Consider the following 17,897-nt stretch of genomic DNA (forward strand, 5'->3'; position numbering starts at 1 on the left):
CTCAAGTAGGATCAACAAAGAAAGAATCGCGCTTGCTTCGGAACAGCACATCTCACCCCCTTCGCATCGACAGCTTGCCTGTTGGCAACGGTCATCTCGGCCTGACCCTGTGTCCCGGTAAAAAAGGCGACAGTGTCTTTGGCGCGGGATGGGACCGCGATCTGGACATTGATCTCGATGCAATCAAGGCTTGGGGCGCGCAAGCCGTTGTGACCCTAGTCGAGGACTCGGAGTTAGAGCTGCTTTCTGTCACGGGTCTTGGCGATGCGACCAGGGCACGAGGCATGGACTGGCACCACTTCCCGATCCCCGATCTGGATGTACCAACGCCAAAGGCCAAGGCGCGCTGGCGCCAATTGGCGCCCCGCCTTCATAGCATTCTGGAAACTGGCGGCCGTGTGCTGGTCCATTGCCGAGGGGGACTGGGGCGTGCGGGAACCGTTGCAGCCCTTTTGCTGGTTGATCGCGGGCATCCAGCAGGCGAGGCCATGGCCCTCGTCCGTGCCGCGCGGTCAGGAGCCATTGAAACGCCGATACAGGAACGCTTTGTTCGCGACTACGCCCGACATGACGGGCTGTCGCTTATCCGACTGCACGCCAGCCTTCTGGGTGGGGCGATCGGCGACAGTTTGGGTGCCGATATCGAATTCCTTTCTCTAACCGAAATTAGCCGTCGTTTTCCGACCGGCATTTCGGAGTTGCCAAGACACATGGGGCTGCACGGCGCTATCACAGACGACACCCAGATGACCCTGTTTACCGTCGAGGGGATCATCCGCGCGCAGATCCGCGGCATTCTCAAGGGTATATGCCACCCGCCGTCCGTGATCCATCACGCGCTGCTGCGTTGGCTCAAAACCCAAGGTGGCAAACCGCAGGTTCAGACTGATGATGTGGGACTGGTCAACGACCCGCGCCTTCGGGTCTGCCGCGCGCCTGGCAATACCTGCCTGTCATCCTTGGCAGCGAGCGCGCATTTTGGGGACCCTGCGCGAAACAACAGCAAAGGATGCGGCACCATTATGCGTGTGGCCCCGATCGGCTTGATGTTCCCCCGCGAACAGGTCCGTGCGATGGCTATCGAGACATCTGCTCTGACGCATGGCCACCCAACCGGCCAGCTTGCAGCTGCAGCCTGGGCGGAAATGCTTGCCGATGTCACGGCAGGTGCCGACCTTGAGGAGAGTGCGACCCGGACTGCAGAAGCCTATGCGCGACTGACCGGGGGCGAAGAGACTGCGCGGGCAATCCAGGCTGCGCTCCGCGCGCCGCGGGACGGTTCGGGAGAAACCGTTGAATCTCTCGGTGGCGGCTGGATCGCCGAGGAAGCGCTGTCCATCGCGCTTTATGCCTGCCTTGCTGGAGGCGCTTTCGAAGAGGCTCTACTGATTGCGGCTACCCATGGTGGAGACAGCGATTCAACAGCGGCGGTTGCTGGGAATATGCTGGGTCTGCTTGATCCTGCAGCTGTGCTTCAACACCGTTGGGCCGAAATCGTTGAAGGGGCAGACATCATCTCGCAGCTGGTACGGGATTACAGGGAGCTTTCATCTGACAGTGGTGCGGCAGAGGATCTCTTCGAGTTTTATCCGGGCGGTTAGATACATGGGGAAATATCCGAAATGCATCGATTGAGAGTTCGAAAGAGAATGACAATAGCCGCACAAGCCATTGATTCAAAATAATTTCCCATTACAGTATCAATTTGCACAGTGAGCCCGAAATCCATGTTCTACCCTTTTCTCGTCGCCGATCCCCGCTCCGGCCTACATTACCGTCTGACCGATACCGGTCTTGCAGAGCTATCACTTGCCCCCAAAGCCCAAGAATGGGTGCCGGGGCGAGTGGTAGCGGAAGAGCCTCACCCGGTGTGGCAAGAGAGCTTGGCCAATGCACCGGTCGAGACAATGTCGGCCGTTAGCGCGGCGTTGGAAGGTCTGGTGCTGGCCACTGCCGATCTGCGCGTTCCATCAGCGGGCGCGATGGGCGACAGCCGTGCAGGGCGACATCTGGATGCTCTGATCGCACTTTGGCGCAAGCTGGGTGACGCATTGCCCGAGGGGCTGGCTGCGGTCCGCCATGTTCTGGACCTGCCGCATGGGCGGTTCCTTGACCCATTGCCGGTTGTTGAAGGGTCCCTTGACCCGCATGCACCAGCCGCGATGAAGGCGCTTTATGGAAGACTTAAGGATGAATTCGGGGCTGTGGCTGCGCCCGCCAAGGCGCGCGCGGCGCGTGAAGGATCGCGGCTGCACGCTTTGCAGGGTGGGGTAGCCGAGGCAGCAATCGAGGCCGGGCCAAAGGATGGCAGTCTCGCCTTTTATGGTCTGCGCGATGTGGCTGCCTGCGCTGATTTCGCCGCCGCTCGCGCGGGTGCCCTGATCGAAAGCGGTATCGCGGCGCGGGAGATTGCTGTGCTGGCCTCCGGTGACCCACGCCAGATCGCGCGTGCATTTGCCGAGCAGGGCGTGCCGATTTCCGGACTTCCCGCCAGCCTGCCAGAGCGCGACATCGTTGGTGAAACAGCACTTCAACTGGCGTTAGCCAAGCGCACACCCACACCTGCGATGGTCCTTGCAAGTCTCGCATTGTCACCGCTGATGCCATGGTCAGCCCAAACCGGGCGCGACCTTGCCGAAAGCATTATGAATGGTGACTTTCGCGGCGATGTCCTGTCGCCCACCCAAGCGCACAAAGACCTCTGGACGGACATGCGCGCCTCAGCCGGCAGCCTTGCGCAACTGCGTTTCCTGATCGACCGTATCTGTGAGCGCATTGCGCAAGGGAACGAGGTTCGAGCCCGTCTGTCGATCCCGCCCGGCGAGGGTAGCCCAGACTGGGAAGCTATTCTGCGCGGTATCCAGATTGCATCCCCGTCAAGTCCCGATCCAGAGCGCAACCTTGAAGGTGTAAGCCTCTGGTCTGCGCACGAAACTCCGTGGCGGCAATGCCGACATCTGATCATCACGGATTTCACCGACGGTCGGTATCCGACCCGGCCTCGCGCCAACCCGCTGTTTCTGGACAGCGAAATCACTGCAATTCGAACCACCACCGGTTTGCAGCTTCGCGGGAGGGCAGAGGGTTTGGCTGAAAGCCTCTTCCTCTTTGACCAGCAGCTTCAGGCGGTTGCGGAATCTGTGACATTTCTGGTCCCGTGGCGCGATCTGTCGGGCGTGCGGCAGCAACCTTCAGCTGGGCTATCACTGGTCGCACGCGCAATATCGGATGTAGAAGAAGCTCATGATCTGATCCTCGACCTGTCGCGCCTGCCGCCTGGCGACTGGCCTGTGGCACATCACCGTCTGCCACCCTTGCCGGAACCGGACGACCTCCCCGAGGCTCTCTCGTTCCCCGGCCTCGACCTGTTGGCGCTCCGTCGCAAAGATGACGGAACAAGCAAACCTCAGTCGCCCTCACGGCTTGAAACACTTTTGGTCAGCCCGCTGGCATGGCTTCTGGACGAGGTTGGCGCGGGCGACATGTCTTGGTCCGCTGAGGAACTCGATGTGATGGCCAAAGGCAACATTGCCCATGACGTGTTTGAACATGTGTTCCTGAAGGACCAACCCCTGCCAGAACCTGCGGCACTGACCGCTGCAGTTGCCGAGGCCTATGATCGAGCGCTGACCCGCCATGCTGGGTTTCTGCGTAGCGCATCATGGGAAATGGAGCGCAGCGGGCTCGAGCGTGAGATCCTTCAGGCGGCGCTGCGCTGGCGCGAACATCTGCTGGCGCTTGGCGCAAAAATCATCGGCAACGAGATCTGGCTGGCGGGTGAGGCGCATGGCATCAACCTGCACGGTAAGGCTGATGCGATCCTTGAGTTGCCAGACGGTACGCTGCTTGTCGTCGATCACAAGAAAAGCGGCACATCGGCCCGGCGCAGGCGAATGGAGGCCGGGTGGGATCTGCAAGCAGGGCTATACCGAGACATGCTCGCCCGTCCTATCCGGCGCGACGGCGACGGGATGGACCCGCTGATTGGCCGACAGGTCGGTATTGCCTATCACCTTATGAATGATGGTGGGCTCTTAACCTCCGGGCATGTGCCTGCAGAAGGATCTCCCGCCCGCGACATGGGCGACGCCGTCAACGATGCGGCCGTTGCAATGCTTGCTGAACGGCTGGCGCAGCTAGGGGCCGGCCGGGTGGTGCTTAATACCTCAGCCGATGAGGGCTTTTTCAAGAAAGAAGCAGGATTCACGCCCTATGCGCTGACCGATGGCTCGACCCTGGTTACCGCGTTCATCCGCCAGATCGAGGAGGTATGACCATGGACGGAGCAGATTCAGACCGAGGGTTGGTCATCGTTCCCGCCGGCGCGGGCGCGGGAAAAACCCATCGTATCAAGACCCAGCTTTCTGACTGGGTGAAGCGCAAGATCGTACGACCCGAACGCATCCTTGCGGTGACCTTTACCGAAGCCGCTGCGGGCGAATTGCGCGAACGTATCCGGGCGGGTCTTCTGGCGGACGGGCTGGTCACCGAGGCTATGGCCGTGGAGCGCGCATATGTCTCTACCATCCATGGCTTAGGCCTGCGTTTATTGACGGAACATGCGTTGGCAGCAGGTGCATCTCTGCAACCCCGTCACCTTGGCGATGCTGAACGCGAGCTGCTGGTCCGGCAGGCGCTGGCCCATGCAAAGTCGCTTGATCCGATCAAGGCTGAACCCGAGCGGTTCGGATATCAGCCCAACTGGCAAAAAGGCGAAACGGTCGAAGATTCATTACGGAGCCGGGTTCTGTCGATGATCGACCTGTTGCGGGGGCTCGGCGACAAAGGCCGTGATCCCGGGCTGATCGCACCCGCACTAACGCGACTCGATGAAATCTATGGCAAGGTGATCGCAGACCCCACAGCCGCCCGTGATGCGTTGGCGACGGCAGTTGCCACCATCCTCACGGTTTTTCCTGACGGTGGCATGGACGGCGTGACAGCCAAGGGCCCCCGCGAGACACTGGAAAACAATCTGGCCCTGTTTCGCCGTGTCGAACGCGACCCGGCGATGCTGGATCGGGACTGGAGCCTTTGGCAGTCACTACGCAACCTCTTTATCTCGAACCGGAATTCAAAAACGCCTGAGGGCTATGACGATCTTGCGCTTGCGATCATGCAGGCTGCCGAGGTGCTGCCGTCACATCCCGGCCCCTTGGCCGATGCGAAGCTGCACTTTCAATGCCTGATCGCCTGTGCGCAGGAAGTGATGGAGGCTTACGAGGCGCGCAAAAAGGCGCTTGGGCTGATTGACTATGCCGACATGATTGCAGGCGCCGAGCGGCTATTGCGCACTGATTCGGCAGTTCGACAGGCAGTGCTGGATGAGATCGACTGCGTCATCATCGACGAATTTCAGGACACCAACCCGGTGCAGTTCGCGTTGCTCTGGCAATTAGGTGCCCGTGCGCCACGAACCCTGCTGGTGGGGGATGTAAAGCAGTCGATCATGGGGTTTCAGGGCGCCGATCCCCGCCTGTCTCAGGCGCTGGCGGCGGCCAACCCCGATGCGACGCAGCCCCTTGACCGCAACTGGCGGTCTACACCGGCGGTGATGGACTTCGTCAATGCTATGGGTGCAGGGCTGTTTGGCGCAGGCTATAACCCTCTAGCCCCGACGCGTGATCCGGTGTCCGGTCCTGCGCTCGAGGTCTTGAATATCGTCAAAGGTCGCGGGGTTCGAAAGTACTCGAAGCCGCAAGAGCATGTTGCAGAACGCATCGCTCAGATCTTGCAGGCGGGCGAAACGATCACTGATCGACACAGCAAGGCCCCAAGGGGTGTGCGCCCCTCTGACGTCGCTCTGCTGGTCTGCCGGCACGCGACCGCAGCCCGCTATGCCGAGGAATTGCGCGCGCGCGGCGTACCTGTCCGCATTGCCGAGGAAGGCTGGGCGACAAGCCCGGTTGTTCAGACGGCTCGCGCGGCGCTCAGCTATGCCGCGAACCCTGCCGATACGAATGCCGCGCTTGTCCTGCGCACCCTCGGCCCCGATCCGCTCAGCCTCCAAGCCGCCATGCAAGCGCAGATCCAAGGTCGGTTGGCGGATGATGCGGTCCTGATGCAGCTAGCGGCGTTGTCGGACCGCCTTACTCGCTTGCCGATTTCCAATGCAGTGGACCTGGTGATCAATGCTGCAGGGCTTCGGGTCTGGGCTGACCGTCAGCCCGACCCGGCACAGGCGCGTGCTGACCTTCTGCGGCTTGAAGCCGAAGCAAGCGACTTCGAATCCGCGCACCGTGATCTCAAGGCCGCAGCCGGTTTCCATGGCGAAAGCGCCAAGGTGTTTCTTGGCTGGCTGGATGCTCGCGCGAGCGAGCGCGATTTCGACCGCCGTCCCGACCCCGCCGCCAACAGCGCCGAGGCGGTCGAGATCGTCACATGGCACGCCAGCAAGGGGCGTGAATGGCCGATCACCGTGGTTGCGGAATTCGACCACGGGATCGAAGACTGGCCGGGCACCACCGCGACCCGGTTCACCGCGCTTGACAAGATCGACGATATGGACGCCGTGCTGGCCTCAGCCGCACTAATCCACACGCCGGGATTTGCCGCCCCAGAGGCAGAGCGACGGTTCATCGAGGATCGGCGCGCAGATTTCGAGGCAAATGCGAAGAACCTTCTATACGTCGCCCTGACCCGGGCACGCGACCGGCTGGTTCTAGAGTGGCCAAGCTTCCTGAAGGAGCGTGACGAGGAAGCTCCGGAAGCCAAGTGCCTGTTCCATGTGTTCATGGATGCCTGCGCGCCACAGATAGGTGGTGATACACTGCGCATCGGCGGGGTTGATTGCCCGGCCATCATTAGGCAGTTGCCCGAACACGCGGGCTTCACCACGTATTCGGAGGCAGAGATCGCTGATACACCACTGCTCGGCAGCGCTACCCCCTTGCCTGCTGTGGAATTGACGCCCTGGAGGTTGCAGCCATCGCAATCGACAACCGCGCTGTCAGCCCCCAAAAGCCAGGGTATCGCCTTGGGCGAACCATGGCCCCACACCGTCAGTGACGCGGCGCGTGGGACAGCCATCCATCTTGCCCTGCGAACTTGCCTTACGCGATATGATCTAACTGAAGCCCTGCCCAAGGCAACCGGATTGGACGACGCAACCCTGGCACTGGTCGCAGAGCGAGCGGCGGCGCTGAAAGCCTGGCTTGCGGCCGATGGATATACCGATCTGCTATGTGAAATTCCTCTTCTAGGACGTACTAAAGAGGGTGCTGAAATTCCCGGTATGATCGACCTGTTGGCATCGGGGCCTAAGGGTTGCCTTTTGATCGACCACAAGACCGGTGGTGCGGGTGAGGGTTTTGGCCTCTACTGGCCGCAGCTTTCTGCCTATGCCGACTTGGTCCGAGACATATTCCCGACGTACAAATTGAATGGTGTGGCAGTATTTTGGGTTGATCATGGGCGGCTGGGTTTTCTGAACCTGGCCTCTATTCCTGCCCGCGGGCATCAAGAAAGTACTTCTTGATGCCCTGGGGAATACTCGCGCCTGACACCATCATTTCGCAGCGCAGGCAGCAGAACCTGGGCCTTGCTAGCGCCGTGCGGCACTTCAACGATCGTTCAGTACCAGGCTTGGGTGGCATGTGGTTTCCGATGCCGATTCTCTGGTCGGTTTTGGCGGTGTCCATTGCCGAGGAGCTAGGTGTTTCGGCCTTGCCAGTCGGCAACGCCGTCGAGGCTTTGATGATGCGAAAAGCCACCGAACAGGGCTTGGCGGACCGTCGCGTGCGCGGTCTACGCAAGATGCAAGGGCTGAAAGACTGGAGTTTCAAGAATCTCAAGCGACGCGGCACCTATGTGGTTCAACCCATCCGCATGGCCATGGTGCAACCACTGGTTGCGCTTGGTTTCGTGCGGGGCAGTCGCTTTGGTGCTTTCACCATCCACACCGCAGGCGCGCAGATGCTAAACCTGCCGGTGATGGCAAACTACCGTCGTGTTCTGGGCGCATGGGCACATGGGGGATCCCCTCATGGTTTGAATAAAGTAATTGAAGACCTGTCGCCAAATGCTGCCGTCCCACCCGACGTTCGCAAGCTGATCTTGGCCCGGCTTGTCGGAGGTGACGATCCGTCAACGTCGCGTCGGCGTGCTCTTGTAGCACTCAAGACCGGGCCCAGTGCAGGTCAGCTCAATGCTGTCGAACCGCTCAGCGGGATAACTGCCGACCATTGGACGGACCTGCGCGCGGGGGCGGCTTTCATGGATTTACGCAGTGCCGCACTGGCGGTGTTGTATCGCTTGGAAGAACGTCTGCTTCAGCTTCGCGATGCCAATGAGGATGCTTGGCTGCCCTTCGACGAGGCCAATAAAACCGTGGGCGAGCCCCTCGCAAAGCTTCGCCGATACGCCCTCCAGCTGGGCGCCAGAATTGACGCAGCAGATGAGTCAAGCAGCCGGAAATTCCTTTCAGAGGTCCGGGATTTGCCCGACCAACAGCTTCTTCAAAAGCTGGCCGAGCGCGATGGAACGGTGATCAGGTGGCGGGAGGATCGTATCGTTCTGGGACCAGCGGCCGGCGAGATGCCAAGCATCGATGCAGACGAACCCGTCAATGATGCCGAGTTCGCACCTCAGTTATTCCGACTTTTCAATCTTCATTGCCTTGCGGCCGAACTGAACGGCGATGTGAACCCGGGATGTCGGGACTCAGCAGGTGAAGAACCGGCATTATGAACACAACGCTTATCACCCTCTTCATGCCGCCCAAGGATTGTTTCGGGGATTTCGGTTTCTTCTGCGGATTTACGGCAACGCCCAATGTGATGGGGCAGATCCGGCGCAGCTTCACTGGAGAAATGGCGCGCCCCGTATTAGCCGCGTTCATTCACCCGACAATGAACGCAATTTCGGACATATCGGGCCTAGCCTGGATGTGGATGCGACTGCAGGATCGAGGTTACAACCTCTTGCACGCCAAGGTTGCTTTGCTGGGATTTCGCAAACGCGATGAAGATGGATATATCATCAGGCTCGCGGTCAGCACGGGAAACTGGACGCAAGACCCTTTGACGGACAGTATCGACCTGTTCTGGTCAATTGATCTTCAGACCGATGATCCGAAAGATCAGGATATTGCAGATATTCGGGCGGCCTGGAACATGTTTGAATGGCTGCGTGAACGCGGGGATTGCGCGCTGATCGAACGGGAATATGACGGCGCGCTGCCCTATGCGCGCCTTAAGGAACAGATCGGTCACCTTCCGGCCTCTACCTTGCCGCCGCGCTTCATCGACAGCCGGTCTCAGGCTTTGCTCCCACAGGTTGTCGATCGACTTGGACTGGGAAAAAAGGCAGAACGCCTAATCCTTGGGTCCGGTTATTTTGAAGCAGAAGGCGATGGTGGCGCGGGGCTGCCTGAGAGGTTTCGCGAGAAGCTGGTCGAAGAAAAGCTCTTGAAGAAATCTGCGACTTTGGACCTGTTTTTGAACCCGCTGTCCTGTCAAGGTCTGGCCATGCGTGGCCCGGCCCTGACCGCGGCTGGTTGGAATCTCAGGCGCCCGATTTCCGCTATGCATGGCGAGGAAGGGCAACTTCACGCTAAGTTTGTATTGCTCGGCGCAGGGCACGACGAGGCCGTTGGGCGCGTCTATCTAGGGTCGGGAAATCTCAGCCGGAACGGATTTGAAAAGGCCGCCAGCGCGGGTGGCAATCTTGAAGCGGGCGTTGTCGTCGATCTTCCCAAAGGATTGAAATGGCGCAGCCGAAAGAACAGCAAGCATGGTTTTGCGACCCTGTTGCCAATCCAGTTCAACGAGACCGTCGAACCTTCGAAGCTACACTCTGGCAGCGGGTTTGTGCCCCCCGAGGAGCCTGAAACCCTGCCGCCAGTGTCTTGGTTGATCTGGAAGGATGGTACGATTTGTGCGCCAGGCGGGATTGTTCTGGATGTCATAGGTCCGGACGGTGCATCGTGCCCCACGCCCTGCATCTGGCCTGCACCTGCTCCAGCCGTTGTCACGCTGACACACGGTGGCTGGCGCGTTCCCATTATCGCGGAGGGCGTGCTTGTTGTGCCACGGCCATCCGAATTGACGGTGGAAGACGTCTTGGCTGGCCTGCAGGCGTTCCCAGAACCCTTGGACGCAGATCAGCCCGATGACGGACCCGAAGGCGGCGAGCCAACGGTGGAAGCCTCGGACACCACGGATTTGCCACCCGCAACCTATGCTATTCGCCGGATGATGAGCCTTCTGGTGCGGCTTGGCGAGACCCAGGCAAGACTTGACCCGCGAGATTGGCAGCGTTGGTGTCGAGAACTGCGTCAGACTTTGCGCGCGATCTGCAAGCAGGAGCAGCCGATGATTGGCTTTTTTCGCGATGCTAAGGCAAATCCCTTGCCGGCATTAATGGACCCGCGGATGTGCCCTGACGATATCAACCTGACCTTGCTGGAACAATCGTTGAAGGCTGTGGCTCGGGAATGGAAGATCGATGACCTTCCGTCGCTTTGGGCTGACGAGGGCATGTGACATGGATTGGATGAAGGCCGCTGATTATCTTGAGCAGTTCGCGTCGCAACAGACGGATGAACCGCTTGATGCTGGACAGCGCGCATCTGTTGCGCAACTCGCCGCGCGGATCAGATCCGGTCAGCGGGCCGCTTTGCTGGCCGACGAAGTCGGGATGGGCAAAACCCGAATAGCGGTTGCGCTCATTTCAGCAGTTCGCAACGCGGGCGGCAGAGCTGCGATTGTGCTTCCGGCTGGGTTGGGCGTGCAGTGGCAGAAGGAACTGAGGCTATTTCACCCTGATGACCAGACCCTGCTGCCATTGCGCAGCTATGACGGATTTATCGCGGGTTTCCTCACCGAGGAAGATGCCGAAGGAAGCCAAAAACGTAAAATCAAACACGCGGACTGGCTTAAGGATCGCAGACAGCAGCGGGAATTGCCGAAAAATGGCTGGGCCGATGAAGAAGTCCTGATGATCTCGCACACATTTGCAGCCATGCGCTTTCCGAACACAGGCAACGGTCCGGCGGGGGGATGGCGGCGTGAATTGCTTCCGAATGTTGTGCGCTTATTAGCAGGGCAACGACGCAATTTCATGCGCGACAGCTTTCACCGTGGTGAGATTAGCCAGGTCCATGCCACCCGCCGCGCCGCCCGCATGATTGCCGACACTATCATTGAACACGGTTTGTGTCGGAGCGTGCTTGATGATCTGTCCGGAGACCACCGATGGCTTGCGGCCGATGAATACAAGGGCAAGATCCTGCCGCTCATAGGTTATGGGCTGGGTCAGTTCGACTTGATCGTCGTTGATGAGGCCCACAAGGCCCGTGGGGAGGATTCCAGCCTATCGCGCATTCTCGGACCAGTCAGTTGGGAGGCCGATGATCCATTCCGCCTCGGGATGACTGCCACGCCTGTGGAACTGGATTCCGGGCAATGGAAGGACACGCTAGGCCGGATCAGTGGGCGGGACGATGGTGAAGATATTACTCCGCTTGCCGAACTTACCGAATGGATCAGCGGTTATGTCGATATAGTCAAACGCATCCGGGTCGAAGAACTTGACGAGCCATTGACCGATAGCTTCGAGACCGCTGCAATCAGATTTCAAAAGGCATTGCGCCCCTATGTTCTAAGAAGGGACAAGCGACACGATCCTGAGATCAGCGCATTTCAGGAAGCGCATGGAGATTATCGCGTCGTCGAGGACTTAAAAGTGTCGCCGACAACGAAGGGGTTCACTCGCGACTGGCTGCGGCGGTTTTGTGCAGCTGAAGCGCTTTCGATCCTGCCCCAGGAAGACCATCGCGTGAAGCGTGCAAGACTATCGGTCGCCCAAGGGTACGGTTTTGGTCTCGCACCCGAATCCGAACCTGTTGAACAGCTGCCGCAGGACGATGAGTTAGAAGGCCCGCAGTCATTCTGGTTCGATGCCTTCCGTGGCCAGCCTGCGGATATCTACACCCATCCTGCGATACTAGCCGCAGTTCGACTGATCGAGTCTTATGCCGAACGAGACGAAAAGGTTCTCGTTTTCGGGCGTTTCATAACTCCGATGAATGCGCTGACCCGGCTACTGGACGCGCGCGAAATGCTCCGGCGACTCAGAGACGGACGGCACTGGCCAGCCTCGAAAGTACGGGATGAGAGCGAACCCGCCGTTCTTGCCGCCATGAACGACCCTGATCTCTGTGTGACGACAGGCGGTATCACTTCGATCAACCAGATGCTGACCGAACGATATCGGAAATGGTCCAGTGCGCGCCGCACAGAGCTTGCAAGGCTGCATCGTGAACTCGAAGCCTTGGCACCGCAGGATGATACCGCCGCGCTGTTGGTTGGCTATTTGCGCCAAGATGACGATGATGAAGAGCTGCAAGGCGATATCGGGGCACTACTGGAGGCGCTTGACGACAGGCGCGAGAGTGCTGACGTACCGTGGTCCGGCGACGAAATGCTGGCGCTGTTCAAAGGGCTGCTGGATGACCTATCAACCGATGAAGAGCAAGAACACGACAGTGTCTTGCAGTCTAGGCTGGCATCGTATCTTCAGGACTTTTCCGGGCGCGAGGGCAATTTTGCCCGGATGATGTCTGGCGCAACCCCACCTCAAACACGCCGCTTGCTGCAGTCCGCATTCAACCGCGCCTCCAGCTGGCCAATGGTACTTCTCGCTCAATCCCGTGTTGGGCGGGAGGGGTTAAACCTGCATGAAGCCTGCCGCACTGTGGTCATACTGCATGCAGAATGGAACCCGGGTATTGTCGAACAACAGATCGGTCGCGTGGACCGCAAGGGCAGCCGTTGGCTCCAAGACTTGGAAAATTGGTATGGGCACGCCGAGGGCGACCCACCACGTATACGCATTCATCCTGTCGTTGTCAGCGGGACCTATGATGATCACAACTGGCAGGTCCTGAAGGAGCGGTGGATGGAGCTGCGTGCACAATTACACGGGGAAGTTTTGCCGCATCAGGGAACCCACGCAGCAATTTCCCCAGAACTCGAAGCTCTTAGGAACCGTATCATTGTATCCACGCCAAACTTTGCGCCATGGGAGTGATGTGAAGTTCCAAAAATACCAACCGAATGGTCACGATCATATGTAAGCGGTGGCTGAGCCACACGTTGCTCGCCCCGGCGCGGACTGCGAGGTGATACCCATCTTATGATGGGAGTGCGTTTCGCAATGGATGCTCAGACTGCGTTTCTCAGATCGCTCGGGGTTGAGATTTTCGAGAGCGGGCACCGGCGATGGCCAGAGGCGGTAAAGGCGCAGGCCGTCGCGGAGACGCTGGAACCGGGGGCAACAGTCAACGCCGTAGCTGGGCGTTACGGAGTGAAGCCGAACCAGCTTTCTGCGTGGCGATGCCTGGCCAAGCAGGGCAAGCTGGTCCTGCCCGCCGCCGAGACGGCGACTGAACCGACGACCTTCGCGCCGCTGGTGTTGTGCGATCCGGAACCGCCGCAGGCACCGGAGCCTTCCCCGCTACCAGATGACAAGCTGCGGCTGATCTTCGGTGACGTGGCGATCGAACTCGCCGCCGATACCACGGCGGTGCGGATTGCCGAGATCGTGCATGCGCTCGGGGCGTCATCCTGATGATGCCGTCCCACACCGTCCGTATCCTGGTGGCGACCCAGCCGGTGGACTTCAGGAAGGGCCACGACGGGCTCGCCGCGCTGGTGCAATCGGTCCTGAAGGAGGATCCGTTCACGGGCACCCTGTTTTTGTTCCGGGCAAAGCGCGCCGACCGGCTGAAGATCCTGTTCTGGGACGGCAGCGGGCTGGTGATGGCCTACAAGCGGCTGGAGGAGACGACCTTCACGTGGCCGGCGGTTCGGGACGGTGTGATGACGTTGAACCGAGCGCAGTTCGAGGCGTTGTTTGCTGGGTTGGACTGGCGCAAGGTGAGGGCGCTGGAGACCCGCCGCCCGGCTGCGGCAGAATGAATCAGGCTTGGGAAAGGACGCGCATCCGACGCCGGTTGGGGCTATCTTGCCGCCATGCCCGCCGCCGCGACCATTGACCTGTCCGCCATCCCCGAGGCGCAGCGTGAAGCTGTCGCGGCGGTGCTGCGCGAGCGGGATGTGCTGAAGGAAGCCAACAAGCGTCTCGAGCATCTGGTCGCCGAGCTCAACCACGCGGTTCACGGCAAACGCTCCGAGAAGCTCAGCGAGGATGACCGGCAGCTGACCTTCGAGGACCTTGAGGTCGCGATCGCCGAGACCGAGGAGAAGCAGGACGCGCAGGCACCTTCCGAACGCCGACGCCGGCGTGCGGCCCGGCGCAACCGGGGCAACCTGCCCGAGGACCTGCCGCGCATCGAGCGCGTGATCGAGCCGGAAAGCCTGCTGTGTCCCTGTGGCTGCGGGCAGATGCACAAGATCGGTGAGGATCGCACCGAGCGGCTGGACATCGTGCCCGCTCAGCTGCGGGTCATCGTCACGGTTCGCCCCAAGTATGCCTGTCGCGCCTGCACCGATGGCGTGACCCAGGCGCCGGCGCCGGCGCATCTCATCGCGGGCGGCCTGCCGACCGAGGGTGCCATCGCGCATGTGCTGGTCAGCAAATACGCCGACCACCTTCCCTTATATCGGCAGAGCCAAATCCTTGCCCGCTCCGGGATGGACATCCATCGCGGGACACTGGCCGACTGGGTCGGCACCGCCGCGTTCCATCTCGGCCCCGTGGTCGACCGGCTGGCCGAGCATCTGAAGGCGTCCACCAAGCTCTTCATGGACGAGACCACCGCCCCGGTGCTGGATCCGGGGCGCGGCAGGACCAAGACTGGATATCTTTGGGCACTGGCTCGTGATGACCGGGGCTGGGGCGGGGATGACCCTCCGGGCGTGGTCTTCTTCTACGCTCCCGGCCGTGCCGGGGAAAACGCGGAGAATATCCTGCGCGGCTTTGACGGGATCCTGCAACTCGACGGCTACCAGGGCTACAACCGCCTGACGCGTTCCACCCGAAAGGGCGGCGATCCGATCCGCGTGGCGCATTGCTGGGCCCATGCGCGGCGCAAGCTGAAGGAGGTGTTCGACCGCGACGGGTCGGAGATCGCCGCCGAAGGGCTGCGCCGGATCGCCGAGATCTACAAGATCGAGGCCGACATCCGCGGCGCGGCTCCGCGACAGGAGACTGTGCGTAATTTTGTGCCCTGGCGCATTTTGTTACGCCATTGGGAAGCGGTCTTCGAACATGATGGCGAGCTGGCTTTTCACCGCGTGCCATTCGCGCACCGAACGCTTCCACTCGGTTGAGGTAGCATTGAGCGTGAGATAAATCAATTTCGCGGCCGCCTCATCACTTGGGAAGTGGCCGCGGGTTCGAACTGCGCGCCGGATTTTCGAGTTCAGCGCCTCGATGGCATTGGTCGTGTAGATCAGTCGACGCACCGCAGGAGGATAGTCGAGGAACGGGACCACCTCGTCCCAGGCCCGGCGCCAGCTCGGTGCGATGGCCGGATAGCGGGCGGCCAGGTCGCTGCCCTCGAACTCGGCCAGCGCGGCCTCTGCCGCCTTGGCGTCCACGGCGGTGTAGACCGCCTTCAGGGCCGTCGCCACGGCCTTGCGGTCCTTGTAGCTGGCGAAGCTCATGGAATGGCGCAGGAGGTGGACGATGCACGTCTGGACCTGGGTTTGCGGGAAGGCCGCCTCGATGGCCTGGGGAAAGCCCTTGAGGCCGTCGACCACGGCGATGAGGATGTCCTGGACGCCCCTGTTGCGCAAATCGTTCAGCACCTTGGCCCAGAACTTGGCCCCCTCATTGGCCTGAAACCAAAGGCCCAGAACGTCACGGGTGCCGTCTGGAAGTATCGCCAGCGCGACGAAGACCGCCTTGTTGCTGACCGCGCCATCGCTGCGGATATTGACCCGGATCGCGTCCATGAACACTACCGGATAGCAGGGCTCCAGCGGGCGGTTCTGCCAGGCGGTGACCTCGTCCATGACGGCCTCGGTGATCGCCGAGATCAGGCTGGGAGAGGCCTCGAAGCCGTAGATCTCCTCGATATGCCCCTGGATTTCCCGGGTCGTCATACCGCGGGCATACATGCTGATGATCTTGCGTTCGAACTCCGGAAAGCGCCGCTGATACTTGGCGATCAGCAGCGGATCGAAGGTGCCGTTGCGATCACGCGGAATGTCCAGGACGACCTTGCCGGTGTCGGTCGTTACCGTTTTGCGGCTGCTGCCATTGCGCCGGTTGGGTGGCCGGTTCTGGCCCTCAGGCGCTTCTTCGGCACGTTCTTCGCCAAGATGTTCCTCCATCTCGGTCGTCAGCGCGCGTTCCGCCAGCGCCTTCGTCAGTTCGGACAGAATACCTTCTTTGCCGAAAAGGTCGCCAGCCGACCGGCCTTCCATCAAACGGTCCAACAGGTCTTTGTCGATGCTCATACGTGGGTCTCCTTTCAGAGCAATTATCACGCCAGAGCACAAAATTCAGGATAGTCCCCGCGACAGCGGCTCTCGGCCCGCCAAGCGCGCACCGCACCACTCGTCGCGGCGTTCGGGGAATGGCTGCAGGCGCAGCGCCTACGCATCTCCGCCAGGTCGCGCCTCGGCGAAAAGCTGGCCTATATCCATCGCCATTGGGAGGGATTGCAAACCTTCCTGCAGGACGGGCGGGTCGAAATCGACTCGAATAGCATCGAGAACCTGATCAGGCCGATCGCTCTGAACAGGAAGAACGCATTGTTCGCCGGACATGACGAAGGCGGGCGGGCCTGGGGCCGCATCGCATCGCTCATCGAAACCGCGAAGATCAATAACGTCGAGCCCTTCACCTACCTCAAGACGACCCTTGAGGCCATCGCCGCCGGCCATCCTCAAAGCCGCATCGACGATCTCCTGCCGTGGAACTTCACGCCGTCAAGCTGATCCCGAGTGGGCCGCAGACGACGCTTACGATCATATTCATACACTAGGAGAAGCTATTGAACCTTCATCGCGCCATTGAAATCGCTGCGGAAGCCCATCGGGGACAAACCGACAAGGCCGGCGCGCCGTATCTGCTACATCCGCTCCGGGTGATGATGTCATTAGAGACCGACGACGAACGGATCGTTGGCGTCCTGCATGACGTGGTCGAAGACGGCCCTGGCTGGACATTCAAGCGCCTTGAGGAAGAAGGGTTCTCGCCGACTGTGCTCGACGCTTTACGCCTTGTCACGAAGAGGCCCGAGGATGAAGGCGACAGCGAGGCCGTCTACGTGGCCTTCGTCCGACGCGCCAAGGGCAACAAGATCGCGCGCCGGGTCAAAACGGCAGACATCCTCGACAATCTGAACGCGTCGCGACTGTCGGCACTGACCGAAAAGGACATGCGCCGCATGAACCGCTATCTGGCTGCTCTGCGAGAGCTGCGGGACGCGGAAACCTGAAGGGAAAAAATCCGGAGATCACTGGCGCGCGCCCAGCACATCGAAGAAATCTTCAGCCAGCAGCTCATCATGCCTTTCGGGCATCGAATTTGCCGGGAGTGGGCAAAACTTGGTGGTTAAGCGGCCCGCTTTGAGACGCCTAGCCTTCTGTCAAGGACAGCGGCCCGAGTGACGGCAACCCGTTGCGCGCCCCGCGGTGACCATCTCATGCGCCGCCGCTTGCCCATGCGGGTGTTGCCGATGTCATCAACACAGCCTTCTGCCCGGGACGACGAAACTGCGAGGCCATTCCGGTGTCGATGGCCGTAGTCTACGAGCGCGTCGAAGTTGTTCGCAAGGTAGGAATAGAGGTCCTGGCACCGGGCTTTGACCCGCTTGGCCGCTTCTCGTAATTCTCGGGTTTCGGCGTGCAGACGATCGCAATCGATCTGAAGAACCTTGAGGATTGTCGCGGCGGTCATCACTTTGCCGTGCCAAAGGTGCCAACGCAGTGTATCAGCAGGTCGCTCGAAGAGTAGCGGCAACCCTGAAAAGCCCTTCG

Annotated in this window: 10 protein-coding genes and 3 pseudogenes; 11 read left to right on the forward strand and 2 right to left on the reverse strand. The window is 60.5% G+C overall.

Annotation, left to right across the window (positions count from 1 at the left end):
- Positions 1-32: 32 nt before the first annotated feature.
- From FVF75_RS17390 to tnpC, 9 genes and pseudogenes are all read left to right on the forward strand, one after another.
- A complete protein-coding gene (locus FVF75_RS17390) occupies positions 33-1,601 on the forward strand; it encodes an ADP-ribosylglycohydrolase family protein (RefSeq protein ID WP_148380052.1) in 1,569 nt (522 codons plus the stop codon).
- A gap of 126 nt (positions 1,602-1,727) precedes the next feature.
- Positions 1,728-4,274: a PD-(D/E)XK nuclease family protein gene (locus FVF75_RS17395; protein WP_148380053.1), complete on the forward strand. Its 2,547-nt coding sequence runs from the start codon at positions 1,728-1,730 to the stop codon at positions 4,272-4,274.
- 2 nt (positions 4,275-4,276) lie between these two features.
- Positions 4,277-7,477, forward strand: coding sequence for a UvrD-helicase domain-containing protein (locus FVF75_RS17400; RefSeq protein WP_246138134.1), 3,201 nt, complete (start codon positions 4,277-4,279; stop codon positions 7,475-7,477).
- Positions 7,477-8,688 carry a hypothetical protein gene (locus tag FVF75_RS17405; protein WP_245890307.1) on the forward strand — a complete coding sequence of 404 codons (1,212 nt, stop codon included), beginning with the start codon at positions 7,477-7,479 and terminating at the stop codon, positions 8,686-8,688. Before FVF75_RS17400 ends, FVF75_RS17405 begins: the two co-directional genes overlap by 1 nt.
- Positions 8,685-10,484, forward strand: coding sequence for a phospholipase D-like domain-containing protein (locus FVF75_RS17410; RefSeq protein ID WP_187393111.1), 1,800 nt, complete (start codon positions 8,685-8,687; stop codon positions 10,482-10,484). Before FVF75_RS17405 ends, FVF75_RS17410 begins: the two co-directional genes overlap by 4 nt.
- Position 10,485: 1 nt before the next feature.
- Positions 10,486-13,032, forward strand: a complete 2,547-nt coding sequence (locus FVF75_RS17415) for a DEAD/DEAH box helicase family protein (protein ID WP_148380056.1) — start codon at positions 10,486-10,488, stop codon at positions 13,030-13,032.
- 126 nt (positions 13,033-13,158) lie between these two features.
- Complete coding sequence (gene tnpA, locus FVF75_RS17950) at positions 13,159-13,572, forward strand: IS66-like element accessory protein TnpA (RefSeq protein ID WP_425463240.1); 414 nt, start codon at positions 13,159-13,161, stop codon at positions 13,570-13,572.
- Positions 13,572-13,922, forward strand: coding sequence for an IS66 family insertion sequence element accessory protein TnpB (gene tnpB, locus FVF75_RS17425; RefSeq protein WP_217353192.1), 351 nt, complete (start codon positions 13,572-13,574; stop codon positions 13,920-13,922). Before tnpA ends, tnpB begins: the two co-directional genes overlap by 1 nt.
- Before the next feature lie 54 nt (positions 13,923-13,976).
- Positions 13,977-15,110: pseudogene (gene tnpC / locus FVF75_RS17430) on the forward strand (IS66 family transposase); the annotation flags it as partial.
- Between the two features lie 36 nt (positions 15,111-15,146).
- Here tnpC and FVF75_RS17435 read toward each other — a convergent pair.
- Entirely contained in the window at positions 15,147-16,370 is a 1,224-nt protein-coding gene (locus tag FVF75_RS17435; RefSeq protein ID WP_148380058.1) for an IS256 family transposase, read from the reverse strand.
- 57 nt (positions 16,371-16,427) lie between these two features.
- Here FVF75_RS17435 and FVF75_RS17440 point away from each other — a divergent pair.
- Both FVF75_RS17440 and FVF75_RS17445 read left to right on the forward strand, forming a co-directional pair.
- A pseudogene (locus FVF75_RS17440) lies at positions 16,428-16,853 on the forward strand (IS66 family transposase); the annotation flags it as partial.
- Between the two features lie 56 nt (positions 16,854-16,909).
- Positions 16,910-17,356 (forward strand): HD domain-containing protein, encoded by a 447-nt coding sequence (locus FVF75_RS17445; RefSeq protein ID WP_148380059.1) that lies wholly within the window; start codon positions 16,910-16,912, stop codon positions 17,354-17,356.
- 116 nt (positions 17,357-17,472) lie between these two features.
- On the opposite strand, the pseudogene FVF75_RS17450 reads toward FVF75_RS17445, so the two are convergent.
- Positions 17,473-17,897 (reverse strand): annotated as a pseudogene (locus FVF75_RS17450) (ISKra4 family transposase); the annotation flags it as partial.

The organism is Maritimibacter fusiformis (genome assembly GCF_008086115.1).
GTDB classification, from domain to species: domain Bacteria; phylum Pseudomonadota; class Alphaproteobacteria; order Rhodobacterales; family Rhodobacteraceae; genus Muriiphilus; species Muriiphilus fusiformis.

Coding starts and splice junctions, on each gene's coding strand:
- FVF75_RS17395 (WP_148380053.1), top strand. CDS start 1,728: ATGTTCTACCCTTTTCTCGTCGCCGATCCCCGCTCCGGCCTACATTAC.
- FVF75_RS17400 (WP_246138134.1), top strand. CDS start 4,277: ATGGACGGAGCAGATTCAGACCGAGGGTTGGTCATCGTTCCCGCCGGC.
- FVF75_RS17405 (WP_245890307.1), top strand. CDS start 7,477: ATGCCCTGGGGAATACTCGCGCCTGACACCATCATTTCGCAGCGCAGG.
- FVF75_RS17410 (WP_187393111.1), top strand. CDS start 8,685: ATGAACACAACGCTTATCACCCTCTTCATGCCGCCCAAGGATTGTTTC.
- FVF75_RS17415 (WP_148380056.1), top strand. CDS start 10,486: ATGGATTGGATGAAGGCCGCTGATTATCTTGAGCAGTTCGCGTCGCAA.
- tnpA (WP_425463240.1), top strand. CDS start 13,159: ATGGATGCTCAGACTGCGTTTCTCAGATCGCTCGGGGTTGAGATTTTC.
- tnpB (WP_217353192.1), top strand. CDS start 13,572: ATGATGCCGTCCCACACCGTCCGTATCCTGGTGGCGACCCAGCCGGTG.
- FVF75_RS17435 (WP_148380058.1), bottom strand. CDS start 16,370: ATGAGCATCGACAAAGACCTGTTGGACCGTTTGATGGAAGGCCGGTCG.